General features: G+C 65.7%; 22 protein-coding genes, 1 tRNA gene and 1 pseudogene. 15 read left to right on the top strand and 9 right to left on the bottom strand.

Features of this window, described 5'->3' with window-relative positions; translation table 11 throughout:
• Positions 1 to 113: 113 nt before the first annotated feature.
• Both CHB86_RS21890 and ccrA read right to left on the bottom strand, forming a co-directional pair.
• On the bottom strand, positions 114 to 827 hold the full coding sequence (locus CHB86_RS21890) for a helix-turn-helix transcriptional regulator (RefSeq protein WP_089235255.1): 714 nt from the start codon (positions 825 to 827) through the stop codon (positions 114 to 116).
• Positions 828 to 1,417: 590 nt separating this feature from the next.
• Positions 1,418 to 2,701, bottom strand: coding sequence for a crotonyl-CoA carboxylase/reductase (ccrA, locus tag CHB86_RS21900; protein ID WP_089235257.1), 1,284 nt, complete (start codon positions 2,699 to 2,701; stop codon positions 1,418 to 1,420).
• Positions 2,702 to 2,995: 294 nt separating this feature from the next.
• Between ccrA and CHB86_RS21905 the strand changes: the two genes are divergently transcribed.
• The 4 genes from CHB86_RS21905 to CHB86_RS21920 all read left to right on the top strand — a co-directional run bounded on the left by CHB86_RS21905 (position 2,996) and on the right by CHB86_RS21920 (position 6,840).
• The gene (locus CHB86_RS21905) at positions 2,996 to 4,963 is read left to right on the top strand and encodes a protein meaA (protein WP_089235258.1); all 1,968 of its coding nucleotides are present in this window, start codon (positions 2,996 to 2,998) and stop codon (positions 4,961 to 4,963) included.
• 95 nt (positions 4,964 to 5,058) lie between these two features.
• Complete coding sequence (locus CHB86_RS21910; protein WP_089235259.1) at positions 5,059 to 5,394, top strand: H-NS histone family protein; 336 nt, start codon at positions 5,059 to 5,061, stop codon at positions 5,392 to 5,394.
• 66 nt (positions 5,395 to 5,460) lie between these two features.
• Positions 5,461 to 6,165 carry a purine-nucleoside phosphorylase gene (gene deoD, locus CHB86_RS21915; protein WP_089235260.1) on the top strand — a complete coding sequence of 235 codons (705 nt, stop codon included), beginning with the start codon at positions 5,461 to 5,463 and terminating at the stop codon, positions 6,163 to 6,165.
• Between the two features lie 60 nt (positions 6,166 to 6,225).
• The gene (locus tag CHB86_RS21920; RefSeq protein WP_089235261.1) at positions 6,226 to 6,840 is read left to right on the top strand and encodes a thymidine kinase; all 615 of its coding nucleotides are present in this window, start codon (positions 6,226 to 6,228) and stop codon (positions 6,838 to 6,840) included.
• Here the strand turns inward: CHB86_RS21920 and CHB86_RS21925 are convergent.
• Positions 6,809 to 7,477, bottom strand: a complete 669-nt coding sequence (locus CHB86_RS21925) for a GntR family transcriptional regulator (protein WP_245838270.1) — start codon at positions 7,475 to 7,477, stop codon at positions 6,809 to 6,811. The two genes, CHB86_RS21920 and CHB86_RS21925, sit on opposite strands and share 32 nt — an antisense overlap.
• A gap of 31 nt (positions 7,478 to 7,508) precedes the next feature.
• Complete coding sequence (locus CHB86_RS21930) at positions 7,509 to 8,201, bottom strand: M48 family metallopeptidase (protein ID WP_089235263.1); 693 nt, start codon at positions 8,199 to 8,201, stop codon at positions 7,509 to 7,511.
• Between the two features lie 104 nt (positions 8,202 to 8,305).
• On the opposite strand from CHB86_RS21930, the gene CHB86_RS21935 reads away from it, so the two are divergent.
• The 4 genes and pseudogenes from CHB86_RS21935 to CHB86_RS21950 all read left to right on the top strand — a co-directional run bounded on the left by CHB86_RS21935 (position 8,306) and on the right by CHB86_RS21950 (position 11,375).
• Positions 8,306 to 8,638: a TIGR02300 family protein gene (locus CHB86_RS21935; protein WP_089235264.1), complete on the top strand. Its 333-nt coding sequence runs from the start codon at positions 8,306 to 8,308 to the stop codon at positions 8,636 to 8,638.
• A gap of 69 nt (positions 8,639 to 8,707) precedes the next feature.
• Positions 8,708 to 8,783 (top strand) — tRNA-Ala (locus CHB86_RS21940).
• A 409-nt stretch (positions 8,784 to 9,192) separates the two neighbouring features.
• Positions 9,193 to 10,089 (top strand): annotated as a pseudogene (locus tag CHB86_RS21945) (NAD(P)-dependent oxidoreductase); the annotation flags it as partial.
• Positions 10,090 to 10,394: 305 nt separating this feature from the next.
• Positions 10,395 to 11,375 carry an SDR family oxidoreductase gene (locus tag CHB86_RS21950; RefSeq protein ID WP_089235282.1) on the top strand — a complete coding sequence of 327 codons (981 nt, stop codon included), beginning with the start codon at positions 10,395 to 10,397 and terminating at the stop codon, positions 11,373 to 11,375.
• Between the two features lie 50 nt (positions 11,376 to 11,425).
• Here the strand turns inward: CHB86_RS21950 and CHB86_RS21955 are convergent, their stop codons facing one another.
• From CHB86_RS21955 to CHB86_RS21965, 3 genes are all read right to left on the bottom strand, one after another.
• The gene (locus tag CHB86_RS21955; RefSeq protein WP_089235266.1) at positions 11,426 to 12,292 is read right to left on the bottom strand and encodes a formate/nitrite transporter family protein; all 867 of its coding nucleotides are present in this window, start codon (positions 12,290 to 12,292) and stop codon (positions 11,426 to 11,428) included.
• A gap of 68 nt (positions 12,293 to 12,360) precedes the next feature.
• The gene (locus CHB86_RS21960) at positions 12,361 to 13,932 is read right to left on the bottom strand and encodes a phospholipase D family protein (RefSeq protein WP_089235267.1); all 1,572 of its coding nucleotides are present in this window, start codon (positions 13,930 to 13,932) and stop codon (positions 12,361 to 12,363) included.
• A gap of 46 nt (positions 13,933 to 13,978) precedes the next feature.
• Entirely contained in the window at positions 13,979 to 15,766 is a 1,788-nt protein-coding gene (locus CHB86_RS21965) for a sensor histidine kinase (protein WP_217898359.1), read from the bottom strand.
• Between the two features lie 663 nt (positions 15,767 to 16,429).
• Here CHB86_RS21965 and CHB86_RS21970 point away from each other — a divergent pair.
• From CHB86_RS21970 to CHB86_RS21995, 6 genes are all read left to right on the top strand, one after another.
• Positions 16,430 to 17,398 (top strand): ABC transporter substrate-binding protein, encoded by a 969-nt coding sequence (locus tag CHB86_RS21970; RefSeq protein WP_245838272.1) that lies wholly within the window; start codon positions 16,430 to 16,432, stop codon positions 17,396 to 17,398.
• A 91-nt stretch (positions 17,399 to 17,489) separates the two neighbouring features.
• Entirely contained in the window at positions 17,490 to 18,521 is a 1,032-nt protein-coding gene (locus CHB86_RS21975; RefSeq protein WP_089235270.1) for an ABC transporter permease, read from the top strand.
• Between the two features lie 10 nt (positions 18,522 to 18,531).
• Complete coding sequence (locus CHB86_RS21980) at positions 18,532 to 19,593, top strand: quaternary amine ABC transporter ATP-binding protein (protein ID WP_089235271.1); 1,062 nt, start codon at positions 18,532 to 18,534, stop codon at positions 19,591 to 19,593.
• A 249-nt stretch (positions 19,594 to 19,842) separates the two neighbouring features.
• A complete protein-coding gene (locus tag CHB86_RS21985; protein WP_089235272.1) occupies positions 19,843 to 20,766 on the top strand; it encodes a PRC-barrel domain-containing protein in 924 nt (307 codons plus the stop codon).
• On the top strand, positions 20,754 to 21,824 hold the full coding sequence (locus CHB86_RS21990; RefSeq protein WP_245838274.1) for a diacylglycerol/lipid kinase family protein: 1,071 nt from the start codon (positions 20,754 to 20,756) through the stop codon (positions 21,822 to 21,824). The genes CHB86_RS21985 and CHB86_RS21990 overlap by 13 nt, the downstream gene beginning before the upstream one ends.
• Positions 21,824 to 22,612 carry a metallophosphoesterase family protein gene (locus tag CHB86_RS21995; protein ID WP_089235273.1) on the top strand — a complete coding sequence of 263 codons (789 nt, stop codon included), beginning with the start codon at positions 21,824 to 21,826 and terminating at the stop codon, positions 22,610 to 22,612. Before CHB86_RS21990 ends, CHB86_RS21995 begins: the two co-directional genes overlap by 1 nt.
• Before the next feature lie 24 nt (positions 22,613 to 22,636).
• On the opposite strand, the gene CHB86_RS22000 is transcribed toward CHB86_RS21995, so the two are convergent.
• Positions 22,637 to 23,365 (bottom strand): Crp/Fnr family transcriptional regulator, encoded by a 729-nt coding sequence (locus tag CHB86_RS22000; protein ID WP_089235274.1) that lies wholly within the window; start codon positions 23,363 to 23,365, stop codon positions 22,637 to 22,639.
• A 91-nt stretch (positions 23,366 to 23,456) separates the two neighbouring features.
• Here CHB86_RS22000 and CHB86_RS22005 point away from each other — a divergent pair, with 91 nt between their 5' ends.
• Positions 23,457 to 23,813, top strand: a complete 357-nt coding sequence (locus CHB86_RS22005; RefSeq protein WP_089235275.1) for a hypothetical protein — start codon at positions 23,457 to 23,459, stop codon at positions 23,811 to 23,813.
• A gap of 30 nt (positions 23,814 to 23,843) precedes the next feature.
• Here CHB86_RS22005 and CHB86_RS22010 read toward each other — a convergent pair whose 3' ends face one another.
• Positions 23,844 to 25,637 (bottom strand): DUF3604 domain-containing protein, encoded by a 1,794-nt coding sequence (locus CHB86_RS22010; RefSeq protein WP_089235276.1) that lies wholly within the window; start codon positions 25,635 to 25,637, stop codon positions 23,844 to 23,846.
• Positions 25,638 to 26,041: the final 404 nt, after the last annotated feature.

Genomic DNA, 26,041 nt, shown 5'->3' on the forward strand with positions numbered 1-26,041 from the left:
AGTGGCTCCTTTCCGTCTGATAGGGAAAGGATTGTCGAAAGATAGTTAACAGACCCCTACGGCGGGCCCGGTTGTAGCCAACTGATTTCAGGAATCCGGCAAAATAATGGCGATCAGACGACGATCAGCCCGCGGCTAAGGGCTCGGGCGACGGCGTGGGTGGTGTTGAGCGCCCCGAGTTTGTGGCGTGCTGCCTCGATATACACGCGGAGCGTGTGCTCCGAGATCTCCATCTCCTGCGCAGCCTGTGCCCGACTCAGCCCCTTGGCGAGGTAGGTCATGGCCGCGAGTTCGCGCGGCGAGAGGCTTGGCGACGGCGCCGAATCGCCCCCCTGCTCGAACTCGAGCGCCTTTCGGTTGAACTCGTGGGCGATGATGATCAGGTCTCTCATGTTGAGATCGACGAACGCAGCCCAGACATCGTCGTCGCAATTATGAGATGCCGTGAACAGGGCGAACTGCCCCGCCGGCCCTCGGATCGGGATGCTCAGGCCCTGGTTTCCCACCCCGTAATCGATCGCTTCACGAAGGAAGGATCGGGCAGCGCGGCTGGACCAGTCCAGCTCCTTCCAGTCGACCGGATTGAAGCGCTGCAGGCAGCCAAGAATCACCGGATCCATGCGGAGATAGTCCTTCTCCACATAGCGATCGACCCAGAGTTGGCTGTAGGTCCCGGCGCCGAACCGTTCACCGGCCGAGTTGACCCAGTGATAGACGATATGGGCGATTTGGTAGTGGTTGCGCAGCTGTTCTGTCGCAGCCTGAAGGTGACTCACGTCGGCAGCTTCCTGAAGGAATTCACAAAGAGCTTCGAGCTTCTCCTCCATCTTCGACTGACTTCAGCTCCTTCGATTGCCGAGTCGCCGCCCCGGAGGTGAGCGATGCAGATCTCAACTCGGCCTCAGCGACACGCTGAGCCTCGTCCAGTTGCGTGGCCAGCGCCTTCAGGTCGTGAGCGCGGGCATAGGTCCCCAGGTCGGCAAGTACATCCAGTATCCAGGAATGTGTCATATCAGAACCCCTCCCGGGGGCATCACCAAAATGTCCGAACAACCTTAGCACGAGTGCTGCTGTTGCATAATTCACGGCTTTGGCCTCCCCATATCTAGCGAGGATAGGCGCACCAAGACCCTTGTTTCATTGATTTTCTACCAATTCCCGAATGCCTGCGAACTTGAACTCAAGCGGGCCATGCAGCAGGGATGTACCGGCCATGCGTTCGCTCGCGGAAGTTGTCAGCTTCGCGACAGGTTGGGAGCTTTGCGCGGTTTCCCGCCGCATCGGCCGTTGAATATGACCGTCATTTCCGCGTTTTCGCGGCATCAATTCAGACCGATTCCCGGCCTTTCTGCAGCAAATGAAAACTCCCGCCGGCCGGGTCGGGCAGACGGGAGTTCCCGGAATTGTCCCTCTGGATCTAGCGGCGCGCCGCCAGAGCGTCCTCAAAGGTCCGCAGCCCGGTTCGCGGGGCCTGAACCAGGACCGCCATGTTCCCCGGCTTGTGCTCGTTGCGCATCATCTTCATGTGCGCGGCCGGGATCTCCTCCCAGGGGAAGACCTCGGACATGCACGGGTCGAGCCGGCGCTCCACCATCAGCTTGTTCGCCGCGGCGGCCTGCTTGAGATGCGCGAAGTGCGACCCCTGCAGGCGCTTCTGGTGCATCCACATGTATCGGACGTCGAATGTGCAGTTGAAACCGGACGTGCCGGCGCAGATCACGACCATGCCGCCCTTTTTGACGACGAAAGTCGAGACCGGGAAGGTCGCTTCGCCCGGGTGTTCGAACACGATGTCGACGTTGTTGCCCTTGCCGGTGATGTCCCAGATCGCCTTGCCGAACTTGCGCGCCTCCTTGAACCAGGCGGCATATTCCGGCGTGTTGACCGTGGGCAGTTGCCCCCAGCAATCGAAGTCCTTGCGGTTGATGACGCCCTTGGCGCCCTGCGCCATGACGAAGTCGCGCTTGCTCTCGTCGGAGATCACGCCGATCGCGTTCGCACCCGCGGTGTTGGCCAGCTGGATGGCATAGGAGCCAAGACCGCCCGAGGCGCCCCAGACCAGGACGTTCTGGCCCGGCTTCAACTCGTGAGGATGGTGACCGAACAGCATCCGATAGGCGGTGGCGAGCGTCAGCGTGTAGCAGGCGCTTTCCTCCCAGGTCAGGTGCTGCGGGCGCGGCAGAAGCTGCTGGGCCTGCACGTTGGTGAACTGGGCGAAGGAGCCGTCTGGCGTCTCGTACCCCCAGATCCGCTGGGTCGGGGAGTACATCGGATCGCCGCCGTTGCACTCCTCGTCGTCGCCGTCGTCCTGGTTGCAATGGATGACGACCTCGTCGCCGACCTTCCAGGTCTTCACCTTGTCACCGACAGCCCAGACGATGCCCGAAGCATCCGAGCCGGCAATATGATAGGGCGCGCCGTGGCCGTCGAAGGGGCTGATCGGAACCCCGAGGCCGGCCCAGATACCGTTGTAGTTGACCCCGGCCGCCATCACGAGAACCAGAACCTCGTGGCTGTCGAGCTGTGGCGTATCGACGACCTCGACCTGGAAGGACTTGTCGGGCTCCCCGTGACGCTCGCGGCGGATCGCCCAAGCGTACATCTTCGGCGGCACGTAGCCCATCGGGGGCATCTCGCCGATTTCGTAGAGCTCCTTCTCAGGGGCATCGTAGGTTGCGTGGGTCATGTCATCCAGGGCCATCCAAGCCTCCTTGATCCGAGTTGCCGCATTGCAGAATCGCAGCGGATTGAAAGCGTTGATACGAACGAGAAAGCAACATTGCAATGCAATAATGCTTCGTTTTGAAATTTTATGTCCCGCTGAGCGCTGAGCATGGCCCGGACCTTAGCTTTTCCGCAGGATTCACGCGCGCTGCGGCTGCATTGCCTCGACGGGCCGCGCGCCGCGCCGCAGCGAATTGACAGGGGCACATTATTTCGAATATCACCCTTCGAACGGAATTTTGTTGCCCACCCCGAGTCGCGAGGCCCTCCGATGTCCGAGACGAAGAAAGATCGCCCCTGGCTGTTCCGCACCTACGCCGGGCATTCCACCGCAAGCGCCTCGAACGCGCTCTACCGGACCAACCTCGCCAAGGGGCAGACCGGTCTTTCGGTGGCCTTCGACCTGCCGACCCAGACCGGCTACGACAGCGACCACCAGCTCGCGCGCGGCGAGGTCGGCAAGGTTGGCGTGCCGGTGTCTCACCTCGGAGACATGCGGGCGCTGTTCGACCGGATCCCGCTGGAACAGATGAACACCTCGATGACGATCAACGCGACCGCGCCATGGCTCCTCGCGCTCTACGTCGCAGTGGCCGAGGAACAGGGCGCGGACATCGCCCAGCTTCAGGGCACAGTGCAGAACGACATCATCAAGGAATACCTGTCGCGCGGCACCTATATCTGCCCGCCAAAGCCGTCGCTGAAGCTGATCACGGATGTCGCCGAGTATTGCTATCGGGAGATCCCCAAGTGGAACCCGATGAACGTCTGCTCCTATCACCTGCAGGAAGCCGGCGCGACGCCCGAGCAGGAACTGGCCTTTGCGCTCGCAACGGCGCAGGCGGTGCTCGACGGGTTGAAGGACAAGGTGGCGGAGGACGATTTCCCGAAACTGGTCGGGCGCATTTCCTTCTTCGTCAACGCCGGCATCCGCTTCGTGACCGAAATGTGCAAGATGCGCGCCTTCGTCGATCTCTGGGACGAGATCTGCCGCGACCGCTATGGCGTCGAAGAACCGAAATACCGTCGATTCCGCTATGGCGTTCAGGTCAACTCGCTTGGCCTGACCGAACAGCAGCCGGAGAACAACGTCTACCGCATCCTGATCGAGATGCTGGCCGTGACCTTGTCGAAAAAGGCCCGCGCCCGCGCGGTCCAGCTTCCCGCCTGGAACGAGGCGCTCGGCCTGCCCCGCCCCTGGGACCAGCAATGGTCGCTCCGCATGCAGCAGATCATGGCCTATGAAACCGATCTGCTGGAGTACGAAGACCTGTTCGACAACAACCCGGCGGTGGAAGCCAAGGTCGAACAGCTCAAGACCGGCGCCCGCGCCGAACTGGCCAACCTCGAAAGCATGGGCGGCGCGATCGGGGCCATCGAGTACATGAAATCGCAGCTCGTGAACTCCAACGCCGACCGCCTGAACGAGATCGAGAAGGGCGAGACCGTCGTCGTCGGTGTCAACCGCTGGACAGAGGGCGAGCCTTCACCGCTGGTGGACGAGGAAGGCGGCATCATGGTCGTCGACCCTGCGGTGGAGCAGGAACAGATCGACCGGCTCGAGGCTTGGCGCGCCGGGCGCGACCCCGCCGCCGTGCGCAAGGCGCTGGAGGCCCTGACCGCCGCCGCCCGAAACGGCGACAACGTGATGGGACCTTCCATCGCCGCTGCCAAGGCCGGCGTTACCACCGGCGAATGGGCCGGCGTCATGCGCGAGGTCTTCGGCCAGTACCGCGGCCCGACGGGCGTTTCCCGCTCGGTCTCCAACAAGACCGAGGGACTGGATGAGATCCGCGAAGCCGTCGATGCCGCCTCCGATCGCCTGGGCCGCAGGCTCAAGTTCCTGATGGGAAAACCGGGGCTCGACGGTCATTCCAATGGCGCCGAACAGATCGCTTTCCGCGCCCGCGATTGCGGAATGGAAATCGATTACGAGGGCATTCGCCTGACGCCCGATGAAATCGTTTCGGCCGCCAAACGCGAGGCGCCGCATGTTCTTGGCCTTTCGATCCTGTCGGGCAGCCACGTCCCGCTAATGTCCGACCTGATGCAGAAATTGCGGGAGGCTGGCCTCTCCCATATCCCGGTGATCGTCGGCGGAATCATTCCGGAGGAGGATGCCAAACGGCTCAGGGCCATGGGGGTTGCGCGGGTCTATACACCAAAGGACTTCGAGCTCAACGTGATCATGAAGGATATCGTCACTCTCGCGGCGCCTCCCGAAATCGCCGCGCAATAGACTTTTCGACAGTTGACTGCACATAGGTGTTATCACGAATTGAAATCTCCCGATTTCGGTGTAATTGATAAAAAAACAGGAATTGGGAGATACCAATGTCGATCGATCTTTCCAACTTGTCCCGCGCGGAGTTGGAACAGCTGGCCAAGGACGTGCAGACGGCAATCGCCGATCTCGCCAAGCGTGAACGCAAGATGGCGCTCGAGGCGCTTGAGAAGACGGCAAGCGAACACGGGTTCAAACTCGAGGAACTGACCGGCGCCGCCGGGAAGGCACTTGCCGCGGCCGGTGCGAAGGGCAAATCGAAAAATCCGCCGAAATACCGCAATCCCGAAGATCCCTCCCAGACATGGACCGGGCGGGGCCGCAAACCCGCTTGGATCAAGGACGCCGAGGATGCCGGCGTCGATCTCGCGACATTCGAGATCTGATTGATCAATCAGGAAAACAAGGAATAACGGGTCGCTTCGGGCGGCCCGTTTCGACTGGAGACGAGGATGACGATTCATATCGGGGCGAAGCCGGGAGAGATTGCCGAAACGGTCCTGCTTCCGGGAGATCCCTATCGAGCGAAATGGGCGGCCGAGACATTTCTCGACGATCCGATTTGCGTAAACCAGGTCCGCGGAATGCTGGGCTTCACCGGCACCTGGAAAGGTAACCGGGTCACCATTCACGGGTCCGGTATGGGAATGCCGTCGCTTTCCATCTACGCCAACGAACTGATTCGCGACTACGGCGCCCAGACCCTGATCCGGATCGGCTCTGCCGGTGCCATGCAGGAGCGAATCAACGTGCGCGATGTCGTTCTGGCAATGACGTCGACGACGCTTTCGACGCCGTCGTCCGGAATGTTCCGCGAACTGAACTTCGCGCCCTGCGCCGATTGGTCCCTGCTGTCGGCGGCGGCGGCGGCTGCCGAGGCCAAAGGTGTGACGACCCATGTCGGTGGCATCTATTCCTCTGACTGCTTCTATGACGAGCGGCCTGACCTGAACGAACAGATGACCCGGCATGGTGTCCTCGCCGTCGAGATGGAGGCGGCCGAGCTCTACACGGTCGCGGCGCGCTACAACCGGCGCGCGCTGGCCGTGCTCACGATCAGCGATCACCTGCTGACCGGCGCGGCCCTTCCGAGCGAGGATCGCGAGCGCAGCTTCGGCGACATGGTCGAGATCGCGCTGCAGGCGGCCTTCGCCTGATCCAGCCCCTTCCGCCCGGACCAGCTTGTCCGGGCGGCCATCGCGGGGTAATCGCTGCGCATGGCCAAGCTCTACTTCCACTACTCCACGATGAACGCCGGCAAGTCGACGATCCTGCTCCAGGCGTCGTACAACTACCGCGAACGCGGCATGGAGACCTTTCTGCTGACCGCCGGGGTAGACACCCGGGCAGGCGTTGGCCGGATCGGGTCCCGCATCGGGATCGACGCCGAGGCGGATGTCTTCGGCCCGGAGGACGATCTCTTCGAGATCATCTCGCGCCGCCTCGACGCCGGCCCCGTCGCCTGCGTCTTTCTCGACGAGGCGCAGTTCCTGTCAGAGACCCAGGTATGGCAACTTACCCGAACCGTCGATGACCTGCGCGTACCGGTGATGTGTTACGGCCTGCGTGTGGATTTCATGGGCAAGCTCTTCCCCGGCTCCGCCGCGTTGCTGGCTTTGGCCGACGAGATGCGCGAAGTCCGCACGATCTGCCATTGCGGAAAGAAGGCGACGATGGTCGCCCGCATGGGGCCTGACGGGCGTGCCCTGCGCGATGGCGCCCAGGTGCAGATCGGCGGCAACGAGACCTACGTGTCGCTGTGCCGACGCCACTGGCGCGAAGCCGTGGGCGGCATCCCCGTCACTGCACCAGGAACCGCAGACCCTGCGTGACATCCGTGCGCACGGCCAGCCGCAGCGAGGGTTCGTCGCCCGCGCGCAGCGCCGCGATGATCAACTTGTGGTGGTAGGGCGCTTCCTGTCTTTTGAGCTTGTCATAGAACATGCCCATCGTCGGGCCGAGCTGCAGCCAGACCGTCTCTGCCATCGCCAGCATCGCCGGCGCCTGTGCGCGCAGGTAGAGGGTGCGATGGAATTCCAGGTTGGTCCGGATATAGGCCGACGCCGACCTCAGGACACCGGAATCCTCGATCGAGTTGTTGATCGTCTGCAAACGCTCGATCAGGGCCATGTGGGCACGCGGCAGGGCGCGCGAGGACAGCTCCGGCTCCAGCAGCGCCCGCAGCGCCGCCAATTCCTCGATCCGTTCGTTTGTCAGTTCCGGCGTGGACACCCGTCCGGAGGCGGACAGGGTCAGCGCACCTTCGGCCACCAGCCGTCGCAGCGCCTCCCGAACCGGGGTCATCGAGACCCCGAACTCCTTCGCGATCCCGCGCAGGGTAAGCGCCTGCCCCGGAAGCATCTCGCCGTGCATGATCCGCGTCCGCATGATCCGATACAGCCGATCATGCGCAGCCGAGGTCGGCGCGAAGGTGGCTGGGCCGTCTGCGGTGCGGGTGGCGGGAAGCATCTTCAAATGTGAGCACGCGGTTGAAGGGCGGTCAATCGCCGAAGCGATAGCGATGCAGCGCCTCGCCATTCTCCCGCAGCCAGGCCCGGTCCGCCTCGTACTCCGGCCAGAGCCGTTTGACCGTGGCCCAGAATCGTGGCCCGTGGTTCATGTGTGCCAGATGCGCGACCTCGTGCGCCGCAACATAGCTCAGCACCTGCGGCGGCGCGAGAATCAGCCGCCAGGAATACATCAGCGCCCCATCCGCCGAGCAGGACCCCCACCGGGAGCGCGTGTCCCGCAGGGTGATCCGTGAATAGGGCCGCCCGAGCGCCAGCGCGAACCGATCCGAATCGGCCGCGAGACGATCCCGGGCCAGCGACTTCAGAACGCCGGCCACCGCCGCGGGCACCGATGCCGCGCGCGGAGAGACCTCGATCCGCCCCTCCTCGAGGCGCACCGCCCCGCGCGCCCCGTGCGCGACCGTCAGCCAGGCCCCCTCGACCGGCAGCACGGCACCCAGTTCGGCGATGACCTCGTCCGGGCGTTCGGTGAGTTTCTCCCGGACCCAGGCCGCCTTTTCGCGAGCGAACTGCAGAGCCTTGGACTCCGGCGCGTGGCTCGGCATGGTCAGCGTCACACGCCCGTCGAGCCGCGACACGCGCAGCGAATACCGACGCGCACGCGCGGATTTTCGCAGGACCAGCCGCACTGGCGGGTCTCCCGGCAGATAATGTTCGCTCAACGCGCCCCCTCCGCGACCGCCTCGACTCTTTGAGTTTGACAGGCTCGGGGACCTGTGGCATCGGGCTTCATTCAATTTATCGCCTACAGCTGAAGGACCATGCGATGCCCAAGGAAGAATGGGGAGTCAAGCGCCTCTGCCCGACAACGGGGAAGCGGTTCTATGATCTCGGCCGGAACCCGATCGTAAGCCCGTACACGGGCGAGATCGTCAACCTCGAGACCAACAGCAAGTCGCGCGTCCAGATCAAGGACGCCAAGGAAAAGGCCAGCCCGGCCGAAGACGACGTGCTGATCGATGATGATGCCGACGTGCTGGACGACGATGACGACACCGATGTCGATCTCGGTGACGACGTTCTGGACGATGACGCCGACGAGGACGACGTGTCGCTCGACGATATCGCTGACGTCGGGTCCGACGACGACGATTCCTGAAAAAGTCGGTGCGGGGAGTTCACTTTCTTCTTGAACTCCCCAGAGCGGGTGAATACACACCGCGCTACCGGGGCCATAGCTCAGTTGGGAGAGCGCTTGCATGGCATGCAAGAGGTCAGGGGTTCGACTCCCCTTGGCTCCACCAAATCCCCCTTTGGACTTTGTTTGACGCACGTCCAGGTTGCGTCCGTGGTTCGTTTTGACGTCGCTCAACTTGCATTGCTCGGCTGCTGACTGAACGCCGCTCATCAAGAAAACCAGTCGAAGGCTTCCTCCTCTCGACCTGATCTGCGCCCCTCGTGCTTCGCCCCCTGCCACTGTGACGAATCGCTCTATGCACGACCGTCCGGGCGATATGCCGCAGGGTAAGGGATGCCCCCTCCGACCCAGCGTCGCAGCCTCCACTCCTCTCCTTCTCAAGATATTGTTGATGCACCGGGGTGGTTTGCCCCTACCCGCGGAAGCTGCGCTGCGAGAACGCACGGGAGACAATTCTGCCTCTGGGAAATTTGTAAAAATTGGTATAGCGCTCTCAGCCAACCACACAACAAACTCTCGAGGAGTCAGATATGGCAAAACCCGTCATTGGTTTCATCGGCCTTGGCCTGATGGGCGGCAACATGGTCGAGAACCTTCAGAAGAAGGGCTACGAACTAGTCGTCATGGACCTCAACAAGGACGCCGTGGCCGCCGTTCTCGCTCGCGGCAACGCCAAGGAGGCCTCCTCGCCCAAAGAACTGGCCGAGGCCAGCGACATCGTGATGCTTTGCCTCACCACCTCGGCCGTGGTCGAAAAGGTGGTCTATGGCGACGAGGGCATCCTCGCCGGCATCAAGGAAGGTGCTGTCCTGATCGACTTCGGCACCTCCATCCCGGCCTCCACCCGCAAGATCGGCGCCGATCTCGCCGCCAAGGGCGCCGGCATGGTCGACGCCCCGCTGGGCCGCACCCCGGCCCACGCCAAGGATGGCCTGCTCAACATCATGGCCGCCGGCGACAAGGAGACCTTCGACAAGGTCAAGCCGGTGCTCGACGAGCAGGGCGAGAACGTCTTCTACCTCGGCGCGCTCGGCGCCGGCCACACCACCAAGCTGATCAACAACTTCATGGGCATGACCACCGTCTGCACCATGAGCCAGGCCTTCGCCGTCGCCACCAAGGCCGGCGTCGACCGCCAGCAGCTTTTCGACATCATGTCGACCGGCCCGTCCGCCTCGCCCTTCATGAACTTCTGCAAGAACTATGCCGTCGACGGCGTGAGCGACCTGGGCTTCTCCATCGCCAACGCCAACAAGGACCTCGGCTACTTCCTCAAGATGGTCGAAGACCTCGGCACCCGCGCCGAGATCGCCGAAGGCACCTCGCACAACCTCCAGGCGGCCTTCGATGCCGGCCTGGGCGACGGTAACGTGCCGGAAATCTACGACTACTTCCTCAAGCTCGAGAAGTAATCCGGCACGCCAGAGAACACGCCGCGCGCTCCCGATCGGGGCGCGCGGCAACAGGCGTGCTGGAATGGCAGGGCTCCCGGCCTGGATCCCGAGGTCCGTTTCGAACGCCGCCTCGCCCATTCCCTGCGACGAATCTTGCCGAACCTGACGCTGACCGGGCACGTCGCGCCGGCTGCATAGCGGCGCACGCCAACTCCGGGGCCGCCATTCGGGCGTGACGGCTCCCGCATCCCCACTCGACGGAACCTCAAGCCTCGAAAGGCGTTTGCCCTTTGAGGAAATTGGAATCGACCAAGGAGCGCCGCGTGGAAGAGTCCGGAAAGACAGCCGTGGTGGCCGGCGGCAGCGCCGGTGCCGGGCGCGCCGTTGTGTCCTGCCTCATCGACGCGGGCTACCGCGTCGGCATCATCGCCCGCGGGGAAGACCGGCTCCAACAGCTCGAGGCCACCTATGGCGCGCAGGTCCTGACCCGGAGCTGCGATGTCTCGGACGCCGAGGCCGTGGAACGCGCGGGCGCCGAAATCGAAGCGGCGCTCGGGCCGGTCGAAGTGTGGGTCAACGCCGCGATGCTCACGAGCTTCTCCCCCTTCGCCCGGATGCCCTCCTGCGAGTTCGACCGCATCGTCGATGCCACCCTGCTCGGCGTGGTCAACGGGACCCGTACCGCGATCAGGCTGATGGAAGCGCGCAACCGGGGGCGGATCGTCAACATCGGTTCCGGCCTCTCCTACCGCGCGGTGCCCTATCAATCGGCCTATTGCACGGCCAAGCACGGGGTGAACGGCTTCTCCTCCGCGATCCGGTCGGAGCTGATCCGGGAAGGGGCGCGGGTCACAGTCAGCCTCGTTCAGTTACCCTCGATGAACACGCCGCAATTCGACTGGGCCCGCAACCGGCTGTCGAAGAAGCCCCGGCCGGCAGCGCCGGTCTTTCAGCCGGAACTCGCCGCCGCGGCGGTGATGCGCGCGGTGCGCGAGGGACGGCGGGAATACCTTGTGGGCACCTCGGTGCTGCAGCTCGTCTTTGCCAACATGGTCTTTCCCGACTGGCTCGATCATCGGCTGGCGGACCGGGGCGCGGAGATGCAGAAGTCGCAAGCCGAGGAGCCGGGGAACCGAGACGACAACCTCGACACGCCTGTCCCCGGCATCGATGCCACCCCGCACGGCAGCTTCGGCAGCCTGGCGAGCGGCGGCGGGCGCGTGGTCGATGGAGACAGGGCCCGCTGGCTGGTTTTCGGCGCACTGCCCGTGGCTGGCTTCGCCCTCGGGTTGCTGCTCGGCTGATCCGCCCGCCTACACAGACAGGGTTCGGCGCGGCGAGAGGGGACGCGCGATCAGTCGCTCCCCTCGGCCTCCGCTCCATGCGCGACCTCCCGTTTCACCTGCCCCCAGGCAAGCAGGGTGAAGATCGCGGTGCCACCGATGATATTGCCCGCCAGCACCGGCAGGAAGAACCCGCCGAGCGCCTCGCCGGGCCCAAGCTCGCCCAGCCACATCAGGTGCGTCATCTCTACCGAGCCCGCGATGATATGGGTGAAATCGCCTGCCGCGATCAGCCAGGTGAAGGCCGTGATGACGAGAAAGGCGTTGCCCTGCGCGGTCGGCATCATCCAGACGATGGAAGCCACAAGCACCCCCGCCGGGATCGCCCGTAGGAAAGCCTGCGCCGGCCCCATGCCGACCGCATGCTCCGACAGCGCGCGTATCGCGGCGCCGACCTTGGGCTCCACCACGCCGTCGAGGGTAAAGAACCACCCCGCCATCGCCGCGCCGACCACGTTGGCGCTCAGAACGATTCCCCAAAGGTGGAGCATCTGCATCAGGCAGGCGCGGCTGCCGCGGTGCATCACCGGCAGAACCGTGGTGATCGTGTTCTCGGTAAAGAGTTGCATCCGTCCGAAGATCACCACGAGGAAGCCCAGCGAGTAGCCGAGGTTCTCGACCAGGAAGGCGCCATCGGTGTCAGGCAAGTGGCTGCCCAGCACCGCCTCGCCAAGAACGGACAGGCTGATCAGCATCCCTGCCGCCAGCCCCGACCAGATCAGCGAGGTTGCCGGCCGCTCGAGTTCTTCTCCACCGTCGCGGCGGATCACCTCGTAAATCAGCCGCGCCGACAGGCGGGCGGCATCCAGCACGGAGGCTTCTTCGGACCGGTGACGGGCCGCACTGTTCTCAGGCGGTTCGGCGGGGGGATGGGGCATGTGTTTCGTCATGCCTTACAACGCGGCAACGACCCGGGTGTTCCATGGCAGGCCAGTCGTGGGCCGGCTCAGACCATCGCGTCGGGCACGCCGGGCAGCGGATAGCCGAATTCCTCGGCCGGGCGCGGATCGTAGGGCACGAGGAACCCCGCCCGCGCCTCCGGCGCCTTGGCAGCATTGGCCTGCGCCAGCCCGCGCCAGGTTCCGGCGGCGCTGTCCAGGTCGAACAGGTCATCGCCTGCATCCTTCGGCAACCAATGCCGCATCACCCGTTGACGCAGGTGGCGGACATCGCGCGGGTCGTCCAGCGCCACGCCGGCCTCGGTGTCCCACCAGAGGCTCCGCCCATTGAGATTGGCCGAAGAGACCAGCGCCCGTTCGTCGTCGATACAGGCGACCTTGGCATGAACATAGATGATCGGCGCGCCGCAGAGAGTGTCGCGCCCGCGCGCCGGCGACTTTTCGGGGCGGACCGGCGAGCAGATCGCCGCGCGCGGGCCGAAGGCCGCCTCCACCCGCCGGATGCAGCGCGCCTGCAGGTATTCGCCATAGCGCGCATCCGGCCCCGACGCGGCCTCGAATGCCACGTCCTCCGGCGCTCCGGGCAGAACGAGGATCAACCCCAGGTCGGGCTGCGCCTGCGCCGCCTCGGCCAGCGCATCGGCGACCCGCCGGTCGCGGAGGAACTGCGTTTCAAGGTAGATCAGGCGACGCGCCGCTCGGAACGCCTCGAGATGCGCCTGCGCCAGTTCTCCCACCAGCGGCCGCGGACCGAGGAACGGCAGCGGAAAGTCGCGTCGCCGCGAAAGGGTGCGCAGCAGCCGCCCCGTGGGCGGCGCTTCCGCCTGGCCCTCCACCACCTGGCGAAAGCTCTCGAGATGGCGCTGCGCCTCGGCCACGATGGGGCCGCGGCACATCACCTGCACGTCGTGCCAGGTCTCGTCGCGCCGCCGTTGATGGTTCTTGTCATCATAGCGCCGCTCGTCCAGGTCGAGCCCGCCGATGCAGAGCAGCTCCCGGTCGAAGACGGCGATCTTCTGGTGATGGGTGCCCGGCACCAGCGGCGGTGGCGGCCATTTGCGCGCCGACAGGCGGCCGCCGGTCTCTTCCTTGAGCCATTTGCGCAGGCCGGGGCTGTCCGAGAGTTGCCGTGCCCGTTCCTCCGCCGGCTGCGCGTTCAGGTCGCGTGCCGCCCGCCGAAGCTCCTTGATCAGCAGCGGCCAGAGCAGCAGCCGGGGCAACAGGCCGACCCGCGCCGGGTGCAGCGCGTTCACGATGCGCAACCGCGCCATCGGCCCCGCCGCCCGGGCCGCCTGCTCGAACGATCGTCGCGCCTCCCACGAGACCCGGTGAAGCTTGCGAGCGAGGATCGGGTCGAAATCCGAGAGCACGAAATGGATCGCGACACCGCGCTTCAGGACATGCACCAGAAGGTCGAACCAGGTCTCCCCGATGGCCTTCCCTTCCTCGCTGCGCAACGTGGTATCGGGATCGAACACGCGGAAACAGGCCCAGATCTCGTACTTGGCGTCCAGAAAGGCCCGCTCGTAGGCCGGATAGGCTTCCTCGGCCGTGATCAGGACGCGGAGATCGCGCATGTCCCCGACGGGGGCGCTTTGGTCGTCAGGTTCTGTCGACATGCCAGCCCTCTCTCACCCGCTCCCTGCCCAGACACCCCCTCAACGTTCAAAACGCCGCGCCGGTTCCCTCCTCGAGTCGAAAAGGTTCCAAGGCAAAGGTGACCGACAGTCGAAAGAAGCCGTTCTCCCGCTCCTGCTCCACCTCGGCGCCGAGCTGCACCGCGAAGGCGCTGATCAGCCGCGAACCCAGACCCGATCCGTCGGCGGCCACGGGATCGGTGGGAGTCGACCCGACCGAGTTCTCGACGCTGACGGTCGCCGCCTGTGCATCCTGCGCGCCGTGGACGCGGAGCGCCAGCCGCACGAAGGGCCGCGTCCCATCCCGTGTGCCTGCGTACTTGATGGCATTGGTCATCGCCTCGGTTACCAGCATCGCCAGCGGGCTCACCTGGTCGGGCGACATGGCGACCGGCTCCAGCTCGAGATGCAACTCGATCCGCTGCTCCGTTTCCTGCGCCACGGCGATCAGCTGCCGGGCGAGGTCTTCCAGAAGCTGATCGGCCCGCAACCCTACGAGCGACGAGCTCTGGTAGAGCTCGCGGTGGAACTTGGCGAGGCTGCTCAACCGCCCTTGCACCCGTCGCAGCGCCTCCTCCGCCTCCGGTCCGTTGCTCTGCCGGATCTGCATGTTGATGATCGACGACATCAGCTGCAGGTTGTTCTTCACCCGGTGATGCACCTCGCGCAGCAGCAGCTCGCGCTCGTGCACCCGGTCCTCCAGCTCGGCCTCGTCATGCAGGATCTTCTCCGCCATCGAGTCGAAGGTCTCGCCGATCTCCCGCAGCTCGCTCGGCGCCCGCGCCATCGTCTCGCCCGAGAGGATGGCCCGCCCGTCGGCAAAGCTGCGCATCCGCATCCGGAGCTGCCGGGTCGGCGCGATCACCTGGCGGCGCAGCACCAGCACCGCCACCAGCAGGCTGACCAGCCACATCAGGATAGGCGCATAGAGCGCCGCCCCGCCGTAGAGCTGCCGATTGACCGGCACCGCCCCGGCCGGCGCGCTGCCGAGCGCATAGGCCCGGTCGCCATAGAGCGGCACCACCGCGAAATCCCGGATCGGCCCGGCGACGCTCGGCTCGGTAAAGACGAAGCGGCCCGGCCCGGCGAGGCTCTTCAGGTCCCGGTCCCGGGGCAGCAGCCGGGCGAGGTCCTCCGGCGCGACATCGGCGGTCAGGACCTCGCCCTGGGCGTTGAAGGTCAGGATCTGGAATTCCGGGTCCTCGGTCTCGTCGGGCCTAGACAGCACCAGCGGCAACGAGGGGAAGGAGATCGAGACGAAGCCCTGGAAACTGTCGTCGGCCAGGTGCACCGGCTGGCTCACCACCACCACGGCCTGTTTCGTCACCGCGCCCGAGGGGTTGAAGGTCACGTCCGCGCGGGGATTGGCAAAACGGCGGCGCGACGCCTCATTGTCCGAGAAATCGTAGAGTGCGTCCTTGTCGTTGCACCGATTGAGCTGATCGGACTCCGTGTGGCCGACAAAGGCGAAGCGCGGGTTCGCGCCCGCGATCTGCTGCATCAGCGCGACGCATTCCTGCATGGCCGGGCGCTGCAGGGCCAGCGTCTCGGCGAGGGTGGCGGCGGTGGCGAAAGCGCTCAGGATGGAGTCGCGTTCCGGCGCCGTAGAGGCGGCGGTCTTGGCCAGCAGGCTCGCGCGATAGCTCTCCGTCGCCGCCTGTGTGGCTCTTTGAGATTGCCATGCGGCCACGAGCGCCAGCGGCAGCAGCACCAGCGACAGCATGGAAACGATGCGAAAGGTCAGGCCCTTGCGATCCCAGCCAAGCAGGCCGGACCCGGATTCCCCGGATCGCCTCGCCCCCTTCGCCCCGAGCACGGGGGCCTGCGCGGGCGGGGCCGCCCTCAACACCCGGGCTCCCCCGGCCCCAGCGAGGAAAAGTACGGCGCCGCGCCTGACCGGTCAGGGCGCGCGGTCCCGCCATTGGGAAACAACGCGGTTGTGTCAGGGGCAAGCCCCGCCAGCGGGTTCTCGGCAAGCAATTTCGGAGCGTTCATCATGTCCATCGCAGGGGATCCACCTGCCCTAACGCACGACCCGGGATCTTGTTCCCTGCGCCACGAGATTTTTCTTCACCCGGCACGGCGCTCCGGCCAGATCCTTGCGAGCCCCATCGCGGAAGCTTGCTCATAAACGCGGTGTGCCCACCCGAACTCCGCGTGGAGACGACGAAAAACGACACCACATGTCGCAAATGTTGCTCTTCCGGTTGGCTTTCCGGCCGCGCTCCGTTATCTGGCCGCCCGTGACCTCGTACCCAGTCGAAGCGCAGCGCCCATATCAAACGCGCATTACCCGGCGAAAGCCGATCCGCTCACGACCTGATCGCCCCGCGGCAGCGGCGCATCAGCGTGCTTTGCGAACCCTCTGCGAAGCCCGGCCCGAGGTCCACGCTGCCGCCTGCATCCGTCCCGGCGGCCCGACCGGTTCACACTCCCGATCGGGCGCGTGGGGGCATTTCAATGCCAAATGGAGCATCTAATGAAATTCGCCACCTCCCTCGGCGCCGCCACCCTGGCGCTGGCCGTTCCCACCCTTGCCCATGCCGATTGCGGCGAGGTCTCGATTGCCGAGATGAACTGGGCCTCCGCCTCGGTCGTCTCGCAGATCGAGAAATTCATCATGGAGCAGGGCTACGGCTGCACCGTCTCGCTGGTGCCTTCCGACACCGTGCCCGCCGTCACGTCACTGGCCGAGAACAACGAGCCCGACACCGTTTCGGAACTCTGGGTCAACTCCGCCGGCGACGCCTATGACAAGCTCAAGGAACAAGGCAAGGTCCAGGAACTGGGCGCGGTGCTCGAGCCGGGTGGCGTCGAAGGCTGGTGGATCCCGGCCTACCTTGCCGAGAAGCACCCCGAATTGACCACCATCGAAGGCGTGCTCGCCAATCCGGAGCTGGTCGGCGGGCAATTCAACAACTGCCCCGACGGCTGGGGCTGCCGGATCGTCAACGACAACCTGATCCCCGCCTTTGGCCTCGAGGACAACGGCATCGAGGTGTTCAACCACGGCTCCGGCGAGACGCTGGCGACCTCGATGGCTTCGGCCTACGAGAACGAGGAGCCCTGGTTCGGCTACTACTGGGCGCCCACTGCGCTGCTCGGCAAGTACGAGATGGTCGCGGTCGACCTCGGCGCGTATGACGCCGACGTCCACGCCGCCAACCAGAACGCCGACAACGCGGACCCGAAGCCCTCGGCCTTCCCCGCGGCCCCGGTTGTCACCGTCGTCACCACCGATTTCGCCGAGCGCGAACCGGAGATCGCCGAATTCCTGGCCAATGTCAGCTTCGACGTCGACGACATGAACGCCACGCTGGCCTGGATGGACGCCAACAGTGCCTCCGGCGAGGAGGCGGCCGTCTACTACCTGACCACCTTCAAGGACAAGTGGTCTGCCTGGCTGAACGACGAGGCGCGTGAAAAGCTGGCCGGCCTGCTGAACTGACGCGAGCCACAGATCCGAGGCGGGGTGGCGTGCGCGCCGCCCCGTCCCCCTGTTCGGCACCCCTCCCCGGCTGCCGCAAGACGGAGGCCTCATGGCAACCTACGATTCCCTTTTCGACACGCTCGGATTGCGTGACTGGTGCGATGCCGGTTCCTCGTCCGCGCCGATGTCGATGGCCGACCTGATCGGCCAGGCCGGCGGCGCAGAGCCCGAAGGCTCTATCTGGCAACTGCCCTTCCCCTCGATGGACGCGCTCAACGACGCCTGCCCCGCTTTTCCCCAATCGCGCGAGGTCACCCGCGGACTGGAAGACGGCTTCCTGTCGATCAAGGACAGCCTCTCCTTCGTGCTCGACCCGCTGACCCAACCGCTTTCCTGGGCGCTCGAAGGCGCGCTCTGGCTTTTCGACACAACGCCCTGGTGGATCATGATCCCGCTGCTGCTGCTGGTGGTCCAGCTCGTGACCCGTTCGGCGGCGCTGGTGGTCTTCGTGGCCGCCTGCCTCGGCTTCCTCGCTTTCATCGATTACTACAGCTACGCGATGGACACGCTGGCGATCATCTTCGTCTGCGCCTTCATATGCGTGCTGCTCGGGGTGCCCATCGGCATCGCCATGTCCCGGAGCGACGGCTTCCAGCGCGCGGCGATCCCGATCCTCGACATGCTGCAGACGCTGCCGACCTTCGTCTACCTGATCCCGTTGATCTTCCTGTTCTCGGTGACCGAGCCCAAGCTCTACGGCATCGCGATCATCCTCTATGCCATCGTGCCGGTGATCCGGCTCACCAACCTCGGCATCCGGCTGGTCGACAAGCAGGTGATCGAGGCCGCCGACGCCTTCGGCATGACCGCGCGCCAGAAACTCTGGGAGGTGCAGATCCCGCTGGCGCTGCCCAACATCATGGCTGGCGTGAACCAGACCATCATGATGAGCCTCGCCATGGTCGTCATCGCCTCGCTGGTCTCGGCGCCCGGGCTCGGTGTGCTGGTGCTGCGCGGAATTCGAAACCTGGAGCTGGGCGTGGGCCTCGTGTCCGGCCTCGGCATCGTGCTGCTGGCGGTGATCCTCGACCGGACCACCAAGGCCGCGCTGGCCCGGGTCAACAGCACCCACCAGATGTGAGCAGGTTCCGATGACAGAAGAAATCAAGATTTCGATCCGCAAGCTCTACAAGATCTTCGGCGAGGACCCGGCCGCGGCGCTGGAACATGTCCGCGCCGGGGTCGACAAGACGGAACTGCTCGACGCCCACGACCACGTGCTCGGCCTGCAGGACATCAACGTCGACATGCATGCCGGCAAGATCACCGTGATCATGGGGCTCTCCGGTTCCGGCAAGTCGACCCTGATCCGCCACGTGAACCGCCTGATCGAGCCCACCGCGGGCGAGGTCTGGGTCAATGGCGAGAACATCCTGGAACTCGACGAGAAACAGCTCCGCCAGGTGCGGCGCGAGCGGATGTCGATGGTGTTCCAGAAGTTCGCCCTGCTGCCGCACCGCACGATCCTGGAGAACGCCGGCACCCCGCTTTCCGTCCGCGGCCTGTCGCGCGCGGAATGGGAGGACGAGGCCCGCACCTGGCTCAACCGGGTCGGGCTGGAGGGGCTGGACGAGCAGCACCCGCACCAGCTCTCGGGCGGCATGCAGCAGCGCGTGGGCATCGCCCGGGCGCTGACCTCCAACGCCGACATCATGCTGATGGACGAGGCCTTCTCCGCGCTCGACCCGTTGATACGCACCGACATGCAGAACCTGCTGCTCGAGTTGCAGGAAGAGCTGCACAAGACCATCGTCTTCATCACCCATGATCTCGACGAGGCGTTGAAGCTGGCCGATCACCTGGTGATCCTGAAGGACGGCGCGGTGATCCAGCAGGGCGAGCCCCAAAAGATCCTGCTGCACCCCAACGATCCCTACATCACGGACTTCATCTCCGACATCAACCGCGCCCGCGTGCTCAGGGTGCGCTCGGTGATGGTGCCCACCCGCGAGCCCCGCGACGGGCTCGCCGGCGAGGTCGACCACGACGCCAACCTGGAATCGGTGATCGCGCTCTCGGGCGGCGATACGACGCTTTCCTACCGTGTGATCCGCAAGGGCGAGCAGGTCGGCGTGCTTTCGGTCAAGGACCTCGTGCGCGCGCTCGTGCCCTCCGAGGCCTCCGACGAAGGCGTGCTCTCCCGCGCCAGCTAGGCCGGCGGCGGGGCTACCTGCCCCGCCGTCCCCACCCATTTTCGCGCCATCTTCGCCCTGCCCACGACGGCCTTTCGCGCCGGTCGCGGACGCGCGCTGCAAACGCGTTTCCCGGGGCATTTGTTCCCTACGGAATCGGTGATTTTCCTGCCCCTCGCACGGGAACGATTCCGCGCCGAGGCGGTTTCGTCTGTCAGAGATTCCGGCGGCAATCGCGCCGCTGGGAACCAGCCATGCAGGAGGCATGACATGCGGAAATTCCTGACCACCACGGCGCTCGTCGCCATGACGGCGCTTCCCGTTTACGCCGAGAGCCATCAGCAGACCGAGAGCGTGGATCTCGCTGGCATCTCGATCCAGCAGGGCGACTTCACCGTCGCCGATATGGTCGGCACCCCGGTCTTCATCGATCCCGCCGGCGAAGTATCCGAGACCGAAACGGGCCTCGACGTGCCCGACAGCTGGGTCGAGATCGGCCAGATCGACGATGTCTACCTGAGCGCTGACCGGCAAGTGGCCACAGTGCTGATCGCCCCGGGCGCGGCGCTTTCCGGCGACCAGTCCCAGATCGGCATCGACCCCGGCCAGCTCACCTTTCGCCGCGCAGGGGGCGACGGCACGCCGGTTGCGCTCTACCTCGGCGACATGACCTCGCTCGAGACCGCGGAGCCCTTCGACCGCGAAGGTGCCGAGGCGGAGGGCCAGGTGTCGGCAAGCGACAGCGAGATGGCCGCAAAGGGTGCCGCAGAACCCGAGGCGATGTCCCGCGAGGAAACCGAGACCGTGGAAGAGGTGGCGGAGCCCAACGAGGCCGCCGAGATGGCCGGCTCCGCCGAGCCGGACACTGACCCAGACACCGTCGCCGCCCCCTTGGGCACCAACGGCCCGGCCCTCGACACCGGCCCGCTGACCGCCGAGAAGCTCGACGGAATGCGGGTGATCGGCAGCGACGGCGACCACGTCGGAGAGATCTCGCAGATCATCCTCTCCGAGGACGGCATGGTCGAGCGCGTGATCGTCGACGTGGGTGGCTTCCTGGGCATCGGCGAGAAGCCGGTTGCGCTGCCCTTCGAGGACATCGAACTGGTCGAGGGCGACATCCTGGACCTGCGGGAAGTGCGCGTTCGCTACACCGAGGAAGAACTGGAAGGAATGGAGCGGTGGACCGAGTGATGGCCGCCAACTTTCCCGGCGGGGCCGCAGTGATGCGCCCCGCCAGCGACAAGGTGGACCGCCGGTCCACCCGTCGCGTGCTTGCGGAAACGGGCAAAGGCCCGGTTGCCGCATTCCCCAGCGAGGACAGCACGGCAACGGCCAGCCTCCGGACACGGCGAAGCTGCGTCATCCTGAATGACGGCGCCGGCAGGGACGCCGGCGGCAGCGCGCGGCGCGAGCGGCTGGCCCGTCTGCTGGAGGCGCAGGGCGTTACCGCCGACCTGCGCCGTGTCACCCGCGGCCGAGACCTGGAGCAGACCGCGCGCGACTGCCTCGACGAGGGCTACGGCCGGCTGATCGCCGCGGGCGGCGACGGAACAATCGCCGCGCTGGCCGGCGTCGTCCACGGCGCGGGCGCGGAGCTTGGCATTCTCCCCGAGGGCACGTTCAACTTCTTCGCACGCGGCCTTGGCATCCCCGAGGATCAGGAGGCCGCCGTCGCCGTCCTGCGCGACGGCATCGTCCGCGAGGTGCCGATCGGCACGGTGAACGGACGCGTGTTCCTCAACAACGCCAGTCTCGGCGTCTATCCCGAGATCCTGCGTGAGCGCGAAGGAATGTATCGCCGCTGGGGCCGCAGCCGCCTCGCGGCCTACGGCTCGGTTTTCTCGGTGCTGGCGGGCCGGCAGCGCCCGCTCGACCTCGCAATCCGCATCGACGGGGCCGAGGTGCACCTGCGCACCGCGCTCGCCTTTGTCTGCAACAGCGCCTACCAGCTCCGTCAGTTCGGCGTGGACGGTTCCGAGGCGGTCGAGCGCGGCGAGTTCGTGCTGCTCACCTCGCGTAACGAAAGCCGCTTCGCGATGCTGCGCGCGGCCCTGCGGCTGGCCCTCCGCCGCCCCCGCAAGGCCGAGGATTTCGACCTGCGCACCGGACGCGAGATCGCCATACGCCCGGCCCGCCGCCGGAACCTGCTGGCGCTGGACGGCGAACGACAGGCGCTGGCCAGCCCCCTGCAGATCCGCCATGCCGCCCGGCCGCTGCGGGTGATCGTCCCGCGCGAGGCCAGCGGCTGATGCCCCGGATCGTTCATATCTCCGACCTGCATTTCGGCACCGAACACCCAGACCTGCTCGCCCCGCTGCGCCAGGCGATCGATGCCGCGCAGGCGGATGTGGTGGCCGTTTCGGGCGACCTGACGCAACGCGCCCGCCGCCACCAGTTCCGCGCCGCGCGCGCCTTTCTCGACAGCCTCGCCCCCCCGTGGATCAGCGTGCCCGGCAACCACGACGTGCCGCTCGACAAGCTCTGGGACAGGCTGTTGCGCCCCTATGGACGCTATCGCGAGATCATTGGAGAGGACCTTTGCCCGGTGCGGCAAGTGGGGCCGGTGACGCTGGTCGGGCTGAACACGGTCGACCCGCGTTCCTGGCAGCGCGGCCGGATTGGCCGCCGCGCCGTGCGCCGCGCCTGCGCGACGCTTGCCGAGGCCGGTGGCATTGGCGTCGTCGTCGCCCACCACCCGTTCGACCAACTCCCCGATGCCGACAAGACCCTGATGCGCCACGCAGCCGCCGCTGCCGGCGCGCTGGCCGAGTGCGGCGCACAGGTGATCCTGACCGGGCACCTGCACCGATGGCGCGCAGATCCCTTCGTCACCCGCCAGCAGGACCGACACCTGCTGCAGGTCCAGGTGGGTACCAGCCTCTCGCGCCGAGTGCGCGGCCAACCGAATGATTTCGCGGTGCTGGATTTCGACGACGCGGGCGTGGAAGTGCGCCGCATGACCTGGAAAACCCCGGCCTTCGCCACCACCGATCTGCGCCGCTTCAACCGCATCGGCCCGGAGTGGCGCCGCGCGTGAACCGCCCCGCGAGAACCGCCGCTTTCAGATCAACGGCCGGCGCATCGGCGCGACATTTTCCACCATCGCCACACGTGCCAGCCCGGCCGCATCATGGATGCGCAGCACCCCCTCGGCCCAGGTTGCCAACTGCCGGTCTCGCAGCTTGCCCAGCGTCTTGTTGGTGTGCACCAGCGACAGGCCGAGAGCGTCGGCAAGGTCCTGCTGGCGATAGGGCAGCGGCATGCTGCCCGCTTCCATCAGCCCCAGGCCCAGTCCCCGCCGCCCGATCCGATGCAGAGCCCAGGCGACCGACTGCAGCGCGTCCCGCTGGCCCAGGGTCAGCAGCGTCTCGCCCAGGAAGTGCTCCTCGATGGCCGCCAGCCAGGTCAGGTCAAACGCCCGCTCGGGCTGCTCGCGAAACACCTGCCAGATGGCCTTTCGGTCGAAAACACAGAGCGTCATCTCCGTGCTCGCCTCCACCGAATGCGTCATCTCGCCCATGATACCGGCCTGCAACCCCAAGAAATCTCCGGGAAAGACGAAGTTGATGACCTGCCGCCGCCCGCATTCGGTGAGCTTCGCCCGCAGGCCCATTCCGCTCAGAACGGTGTAGATCTGCGGCGCGTTCGCACCCTCCGAAAGGATCGGCGTGCCGGCCTCCACGGCCATCTCGCCCATCTTGAATTTCCGCATGAAATCGATGTCGGAGGCGCTCATCGGGACGAAGGCCTCAAGCTGCCTCAGCGGGCAATTCCTGCAATCCGTCTTGATCTTGAAACCCCTCCATCTATGTCACAGATTAATGCGCACTCCCTGAATTTGTTCCACAGACCTCCCCGATCAACAGAACATTCAGACTCCGATGCAGCTCATTCTTCTCGAACGCGACATGGTGATCGCCGAGGACATCGCCGAAATCGTTCGCAGCGTGTTCGACCTTCCGCACGTCATGATCGTCGCCTCGGTCGACGCCGCCTGCGCAGCGTTGGAGGCGGCCGACAGCGCCTGGGACGCGGTGATGCTCCACGGCACGTCCGAGGAAATCGGCAACGAACGCCTCCGAGGCCTGCTGACCGGCAAGGGGCTGCCCGCGATCGTCACCGGCGCCGGCGAGCGGATCGACCTGCCACCCGGCTGGACCCGACTTCCCATTCCCTTCACCACCGACGATCTGACCACGCTCCTGCAACGCATCCTGCCCCACCGCCCGACAGCTTGATAAGGGCGGCCGCGTGATGGTGGCGACGGATCAGTTCGCCGGAGAGTAGAAGATCGGCGAGCCCCAGGCGCGTTCCTGGATCACGGCCGGGACGTCCGCCAGAAGCGGCAGGTCGTTGCGCACCGCGTCATAGGTGGACCAGCGCGGGGTCGGGATCTCGAGGACGCGGGCGTAATAGAAGGCGATCGCCTGCGGGTCGTAATCCTCGTCCGTCCAGCTTCCCATGAGCACCGGCGCTCCGATGTCGTTGGTGAACATCGCCGTCTCAAGATCGACGGTGTTGCCGACCGGCTGCAGCTTGCCGGTCGCCGGATCGATCTCGCGCTCGCCGGACCAGACAACGTCGATGATCCTTTCATTGGCGTCGCCATATTCATCGACCCAGCCCTTGATGATCTGGATCCGGTCGAGATTGGCGCCCATCGGATCCTTCTCGGCATGGACCGTGAAGGTCGGCGCGGCGCCGAGCGGCGGCAGGTTGCCGCCCATGTGCGTGCCGAGCAGGTAGCCCTCCTCGGCCATCGCAACGGGATCGGATGGCTCCGACAGCCCCACGCCGCCGAACATCCGCACCTTGATGCGGGGGCCGGAGGTCGCGAAGGTCTCGCGCCGTTTCATCGCGTCCCAGATCGCGGCGCGCGTGTTCTCGGTGGCCCAGACTCCGGCGAGCGACCCGATGGAAAGGTCCTTGCCGTCGATCCAGCCGGCCACGCTGCCGGTGCGGCGGCGCTCGACCGTGCCGTCCTCCGGCCCGTGGGTGCCGACGAACTCGTCCTCGGCGACGGCCGCCGTCATGCCGTTGTGGTTGTCCGTTCCGCCGATGAAGCCGTACTTGAACGGGTTCACGCCGAGCGCGAACTCGTACCCGATGCCGTCGATCAGCCCGCCGCGAACAAAGTCGCGCTGGCGGAAGATTCGCCCCGAGTTCTTCTGGATCGAATCCGCGTTCTCGAAACCGGCGAACTCGTCGGCGGCCCAGAATTTCCGGTGCACCTCGGAATTGCCCTTCACCTGCATCATCTCGATCAGCGGTTCGTAGGATTGTCGGGTCCGGGCATATTCGAGGTCCATCGCCTCGCCGAAACTGTCCGTATCCGGAAACATCCGCCCCTTGGAGGCATTCGAGTTGTGCGGGATGGCCAGCAGACGACGCCCCTCGGCCTCCTGCGCCTTCATCCAGGCCCAGAGGTTTTCTTCCTCGTTGATGTCGATGTAGCTCGGAACGCTGGCGGGGACGTTGTTGTCACGAAAAAGCACGTTGCGGTGCAGGTTCGCGCCATTGGGCGCCGCCGACCATTCGAAACCGATGAGCGCGGTGAAAACGCCCGGCTCGTTGGCCTGCTCGGCCGCATCGACGATCGCCTGCCAGCCTGACCTGGACGTTTCCGGCCCCGCGTAATAGGGCGGATGCTGGGGCGTGGCGGACCGGTTGGAGGAAACCACGTACTTGATGAACCATTGCTGACGCTCCTCCATGCCTTGCAGCCCGCGGAGCGCGACGAGATCCTCGTTGTCGTGCCCGGGCGCGTCTTCGAACATGGCCGAATACATCTCGCCCAGGTACTCCGCGTGATCTGTCACCGCGGCGAAATCGAGCGGCCGCTTGTGCTGGGCAGTCCTGCCATCCGGCAGCGTCACCGGTTCTCCGCGCGCAAAGGCGAGACTGTCGGCCGGCATCAGCCGGGTCCCACCGATATAGGCGTCGAGCGAGAAGGCCGTGTGAAGGTGCGTTTCGCCGAAATAGGCGTCGCGCAGAGGATTGGGATCTGCCACCGCAACGGATGCCGTGGCGCAGAGCGCAACCGAGAGCAGGGAGCGTTTCATTGGTCCATCTTCCTCCACCTAGCCGACCTGTAGCAGCTTGCCCGAGTTGGCCTTGAGTTTTCAATCCGCCATTGCCGTCAGGGTTTCAGGCAGTCATCGCCGTCCACTCCGGTCGGCGTGAGCTATGTCCGGACGGCAGTAGGCTGGCGCCCACTCCGCGAACCTGCAGGGAGGGAAGATCCAGGCTCCTTCGAGCGGATGTCGCACATTGAGCGTTGGGAGTGCCGCGTCCGCGCCGAGCAGCCCCTGTTCGAACAGCCGAAGCCGCCGGCGACGCATCGCGCGCCCCGGGTTTCGTGGTGTCGAAGGTGAGGAGCCGTTCCGGGCGGTCCTGCGCGGATCCGGCCGGGGGGATGCGACCACCGCACATAGGGCAGCCGGTGGTCGCAGGTCGTGTCTCTTTC

The organism is Tropicimonas sediminicola (genome assembly GCF_900188335.1).
Lineage (GTDB): Bacteria > Pseudomonadota > Alphaproteobacteria > Rhodobacterales > Rhodobacteraceae > Tropicimonas > Tropicimonas sediminicola.

Excerpts from the sequence above, each read along its gene's own strand:
- CHB86_RS21910 (WP_089235259.1), top strand. The coding sequence starts at position 5,059 with ATGTCGATCGATCTTTCCAACTTGTCCCGCGCGGAGTTGGAACAGCTG.
- deoD (WP_089235260.1), top strand. The coding sequence starts at position 5,461 with ATGACGATTCATATCGGGGCGAAGCCGGGAGAGATTGCCGAAACGGTC.
- CHB86_RS21905 (WP_089235258.1), top strand. The coding sequence starts at position 2,996 with ATGTCCGAGACGAAGAAAGATCGCCCCTGGCTGTTCCGCACCTACGCC.
- CHB86_RS21960 (WP_089235267.1), bottom strand. The coding sequence starts at position 13,932 with ATGTCGACAGAACCTGACGACCAAAGCGCCCCCGTCGGGGACATGCGC.
- CHB86_RS21980 (WP_089235271.1), top strand. The coding sequence starts at position 18,532 with ATGACAGAAGAAATCAAGATTTCGATCCGCAAGCTCTACAAGATCTTC.
- ccrA (WP_089235257.1), bottom strand. The coding sequence starts at position 2,701 with ATGGCCCTGGATGACATGACCCACGCAACCTACGATGCCCCTGAGAAG.
- CHB86_RS22005 (WP_089235275.1), top strand. The coding sequence starts at position 23,457 with ATGCAGCTCATTCTTCTCGAACGCGACATGGTGATCGCCGAGGACATC.
- CHB86_RS21955 (WP_089235266.1), bottom strand. The coding sequence starts at position 12,292 with ATGCCCCATCCCCCCGCCGAACCGCCTGAGAACAGTGCGGCCCGTCAC.
- CHB86_RS21920 (WP_089235261.1), top strand. The coding sequence starts at position 6,226 with ATGGCCAAGCTCTACTTCCACTACTCCACGATGAACGCCGGCAAGTCG.
- CHB86_RS21975 (WP_089235270.1), top strand. The coding sequence starts at position 17,490 with ATGGCAACCTACGATTCCCTTTTCGACACGCTCGGATTGCGTGACTGG.
- CHB86_RS21935 (WP_089235264.1), top strand. The coding sequence starts at position 8,306 with ATGCCCAAGGAAGAATGGGGAGTCAAGCGCCTCTGCCCGACAACGGGG.
- CHB86_RS21985 (WP_089235272.1), top strand. The coding sequence starts at position 19,843 with ATGCGGAAATTCCTGACCACCACGGCGCTCGTCGCCATGACGGCGCTT.
- CHB86_RS21995 (WP_089235273.1), top strand. The coding sequence starts at position 21,824 with ATGCCCCGGATCGTTCATATCTCCGACCTGCATTTCGGCACCGAACAC.
- CHB86_RS21970 (WP_245838272.1), top strand. The coding sequence starts at position 16,430 with ATGAAATTCGCCACCTCCCTCGGCGCCGCCACCCTGGCGCTGGCCGTT.
- CHB86_RS22010 (WP_089235276.1), bottom strand. The coding sequence starts at position 25,637 with ATGAAACGCTCCCTGCTCTCGGTTGCGCTCTGCGCCACGGCATCCGTT.
- CHB86_RS21890 (WP_089235255.1), bottom strand. The coding sequence starts at position 827 with ATGGAGGAGAAGCTCGAAGCTCTTTGTGAATTCCTTCAGGAAGCTGCC.
- CHB86_RS21925 (WP_245838270.1), bottom strand. The coding sequence starts at position 7,477 with ATGCTTCCCGCCACCCGCACCGCAGACGGCCCAGCCACCTTCGCGCCG.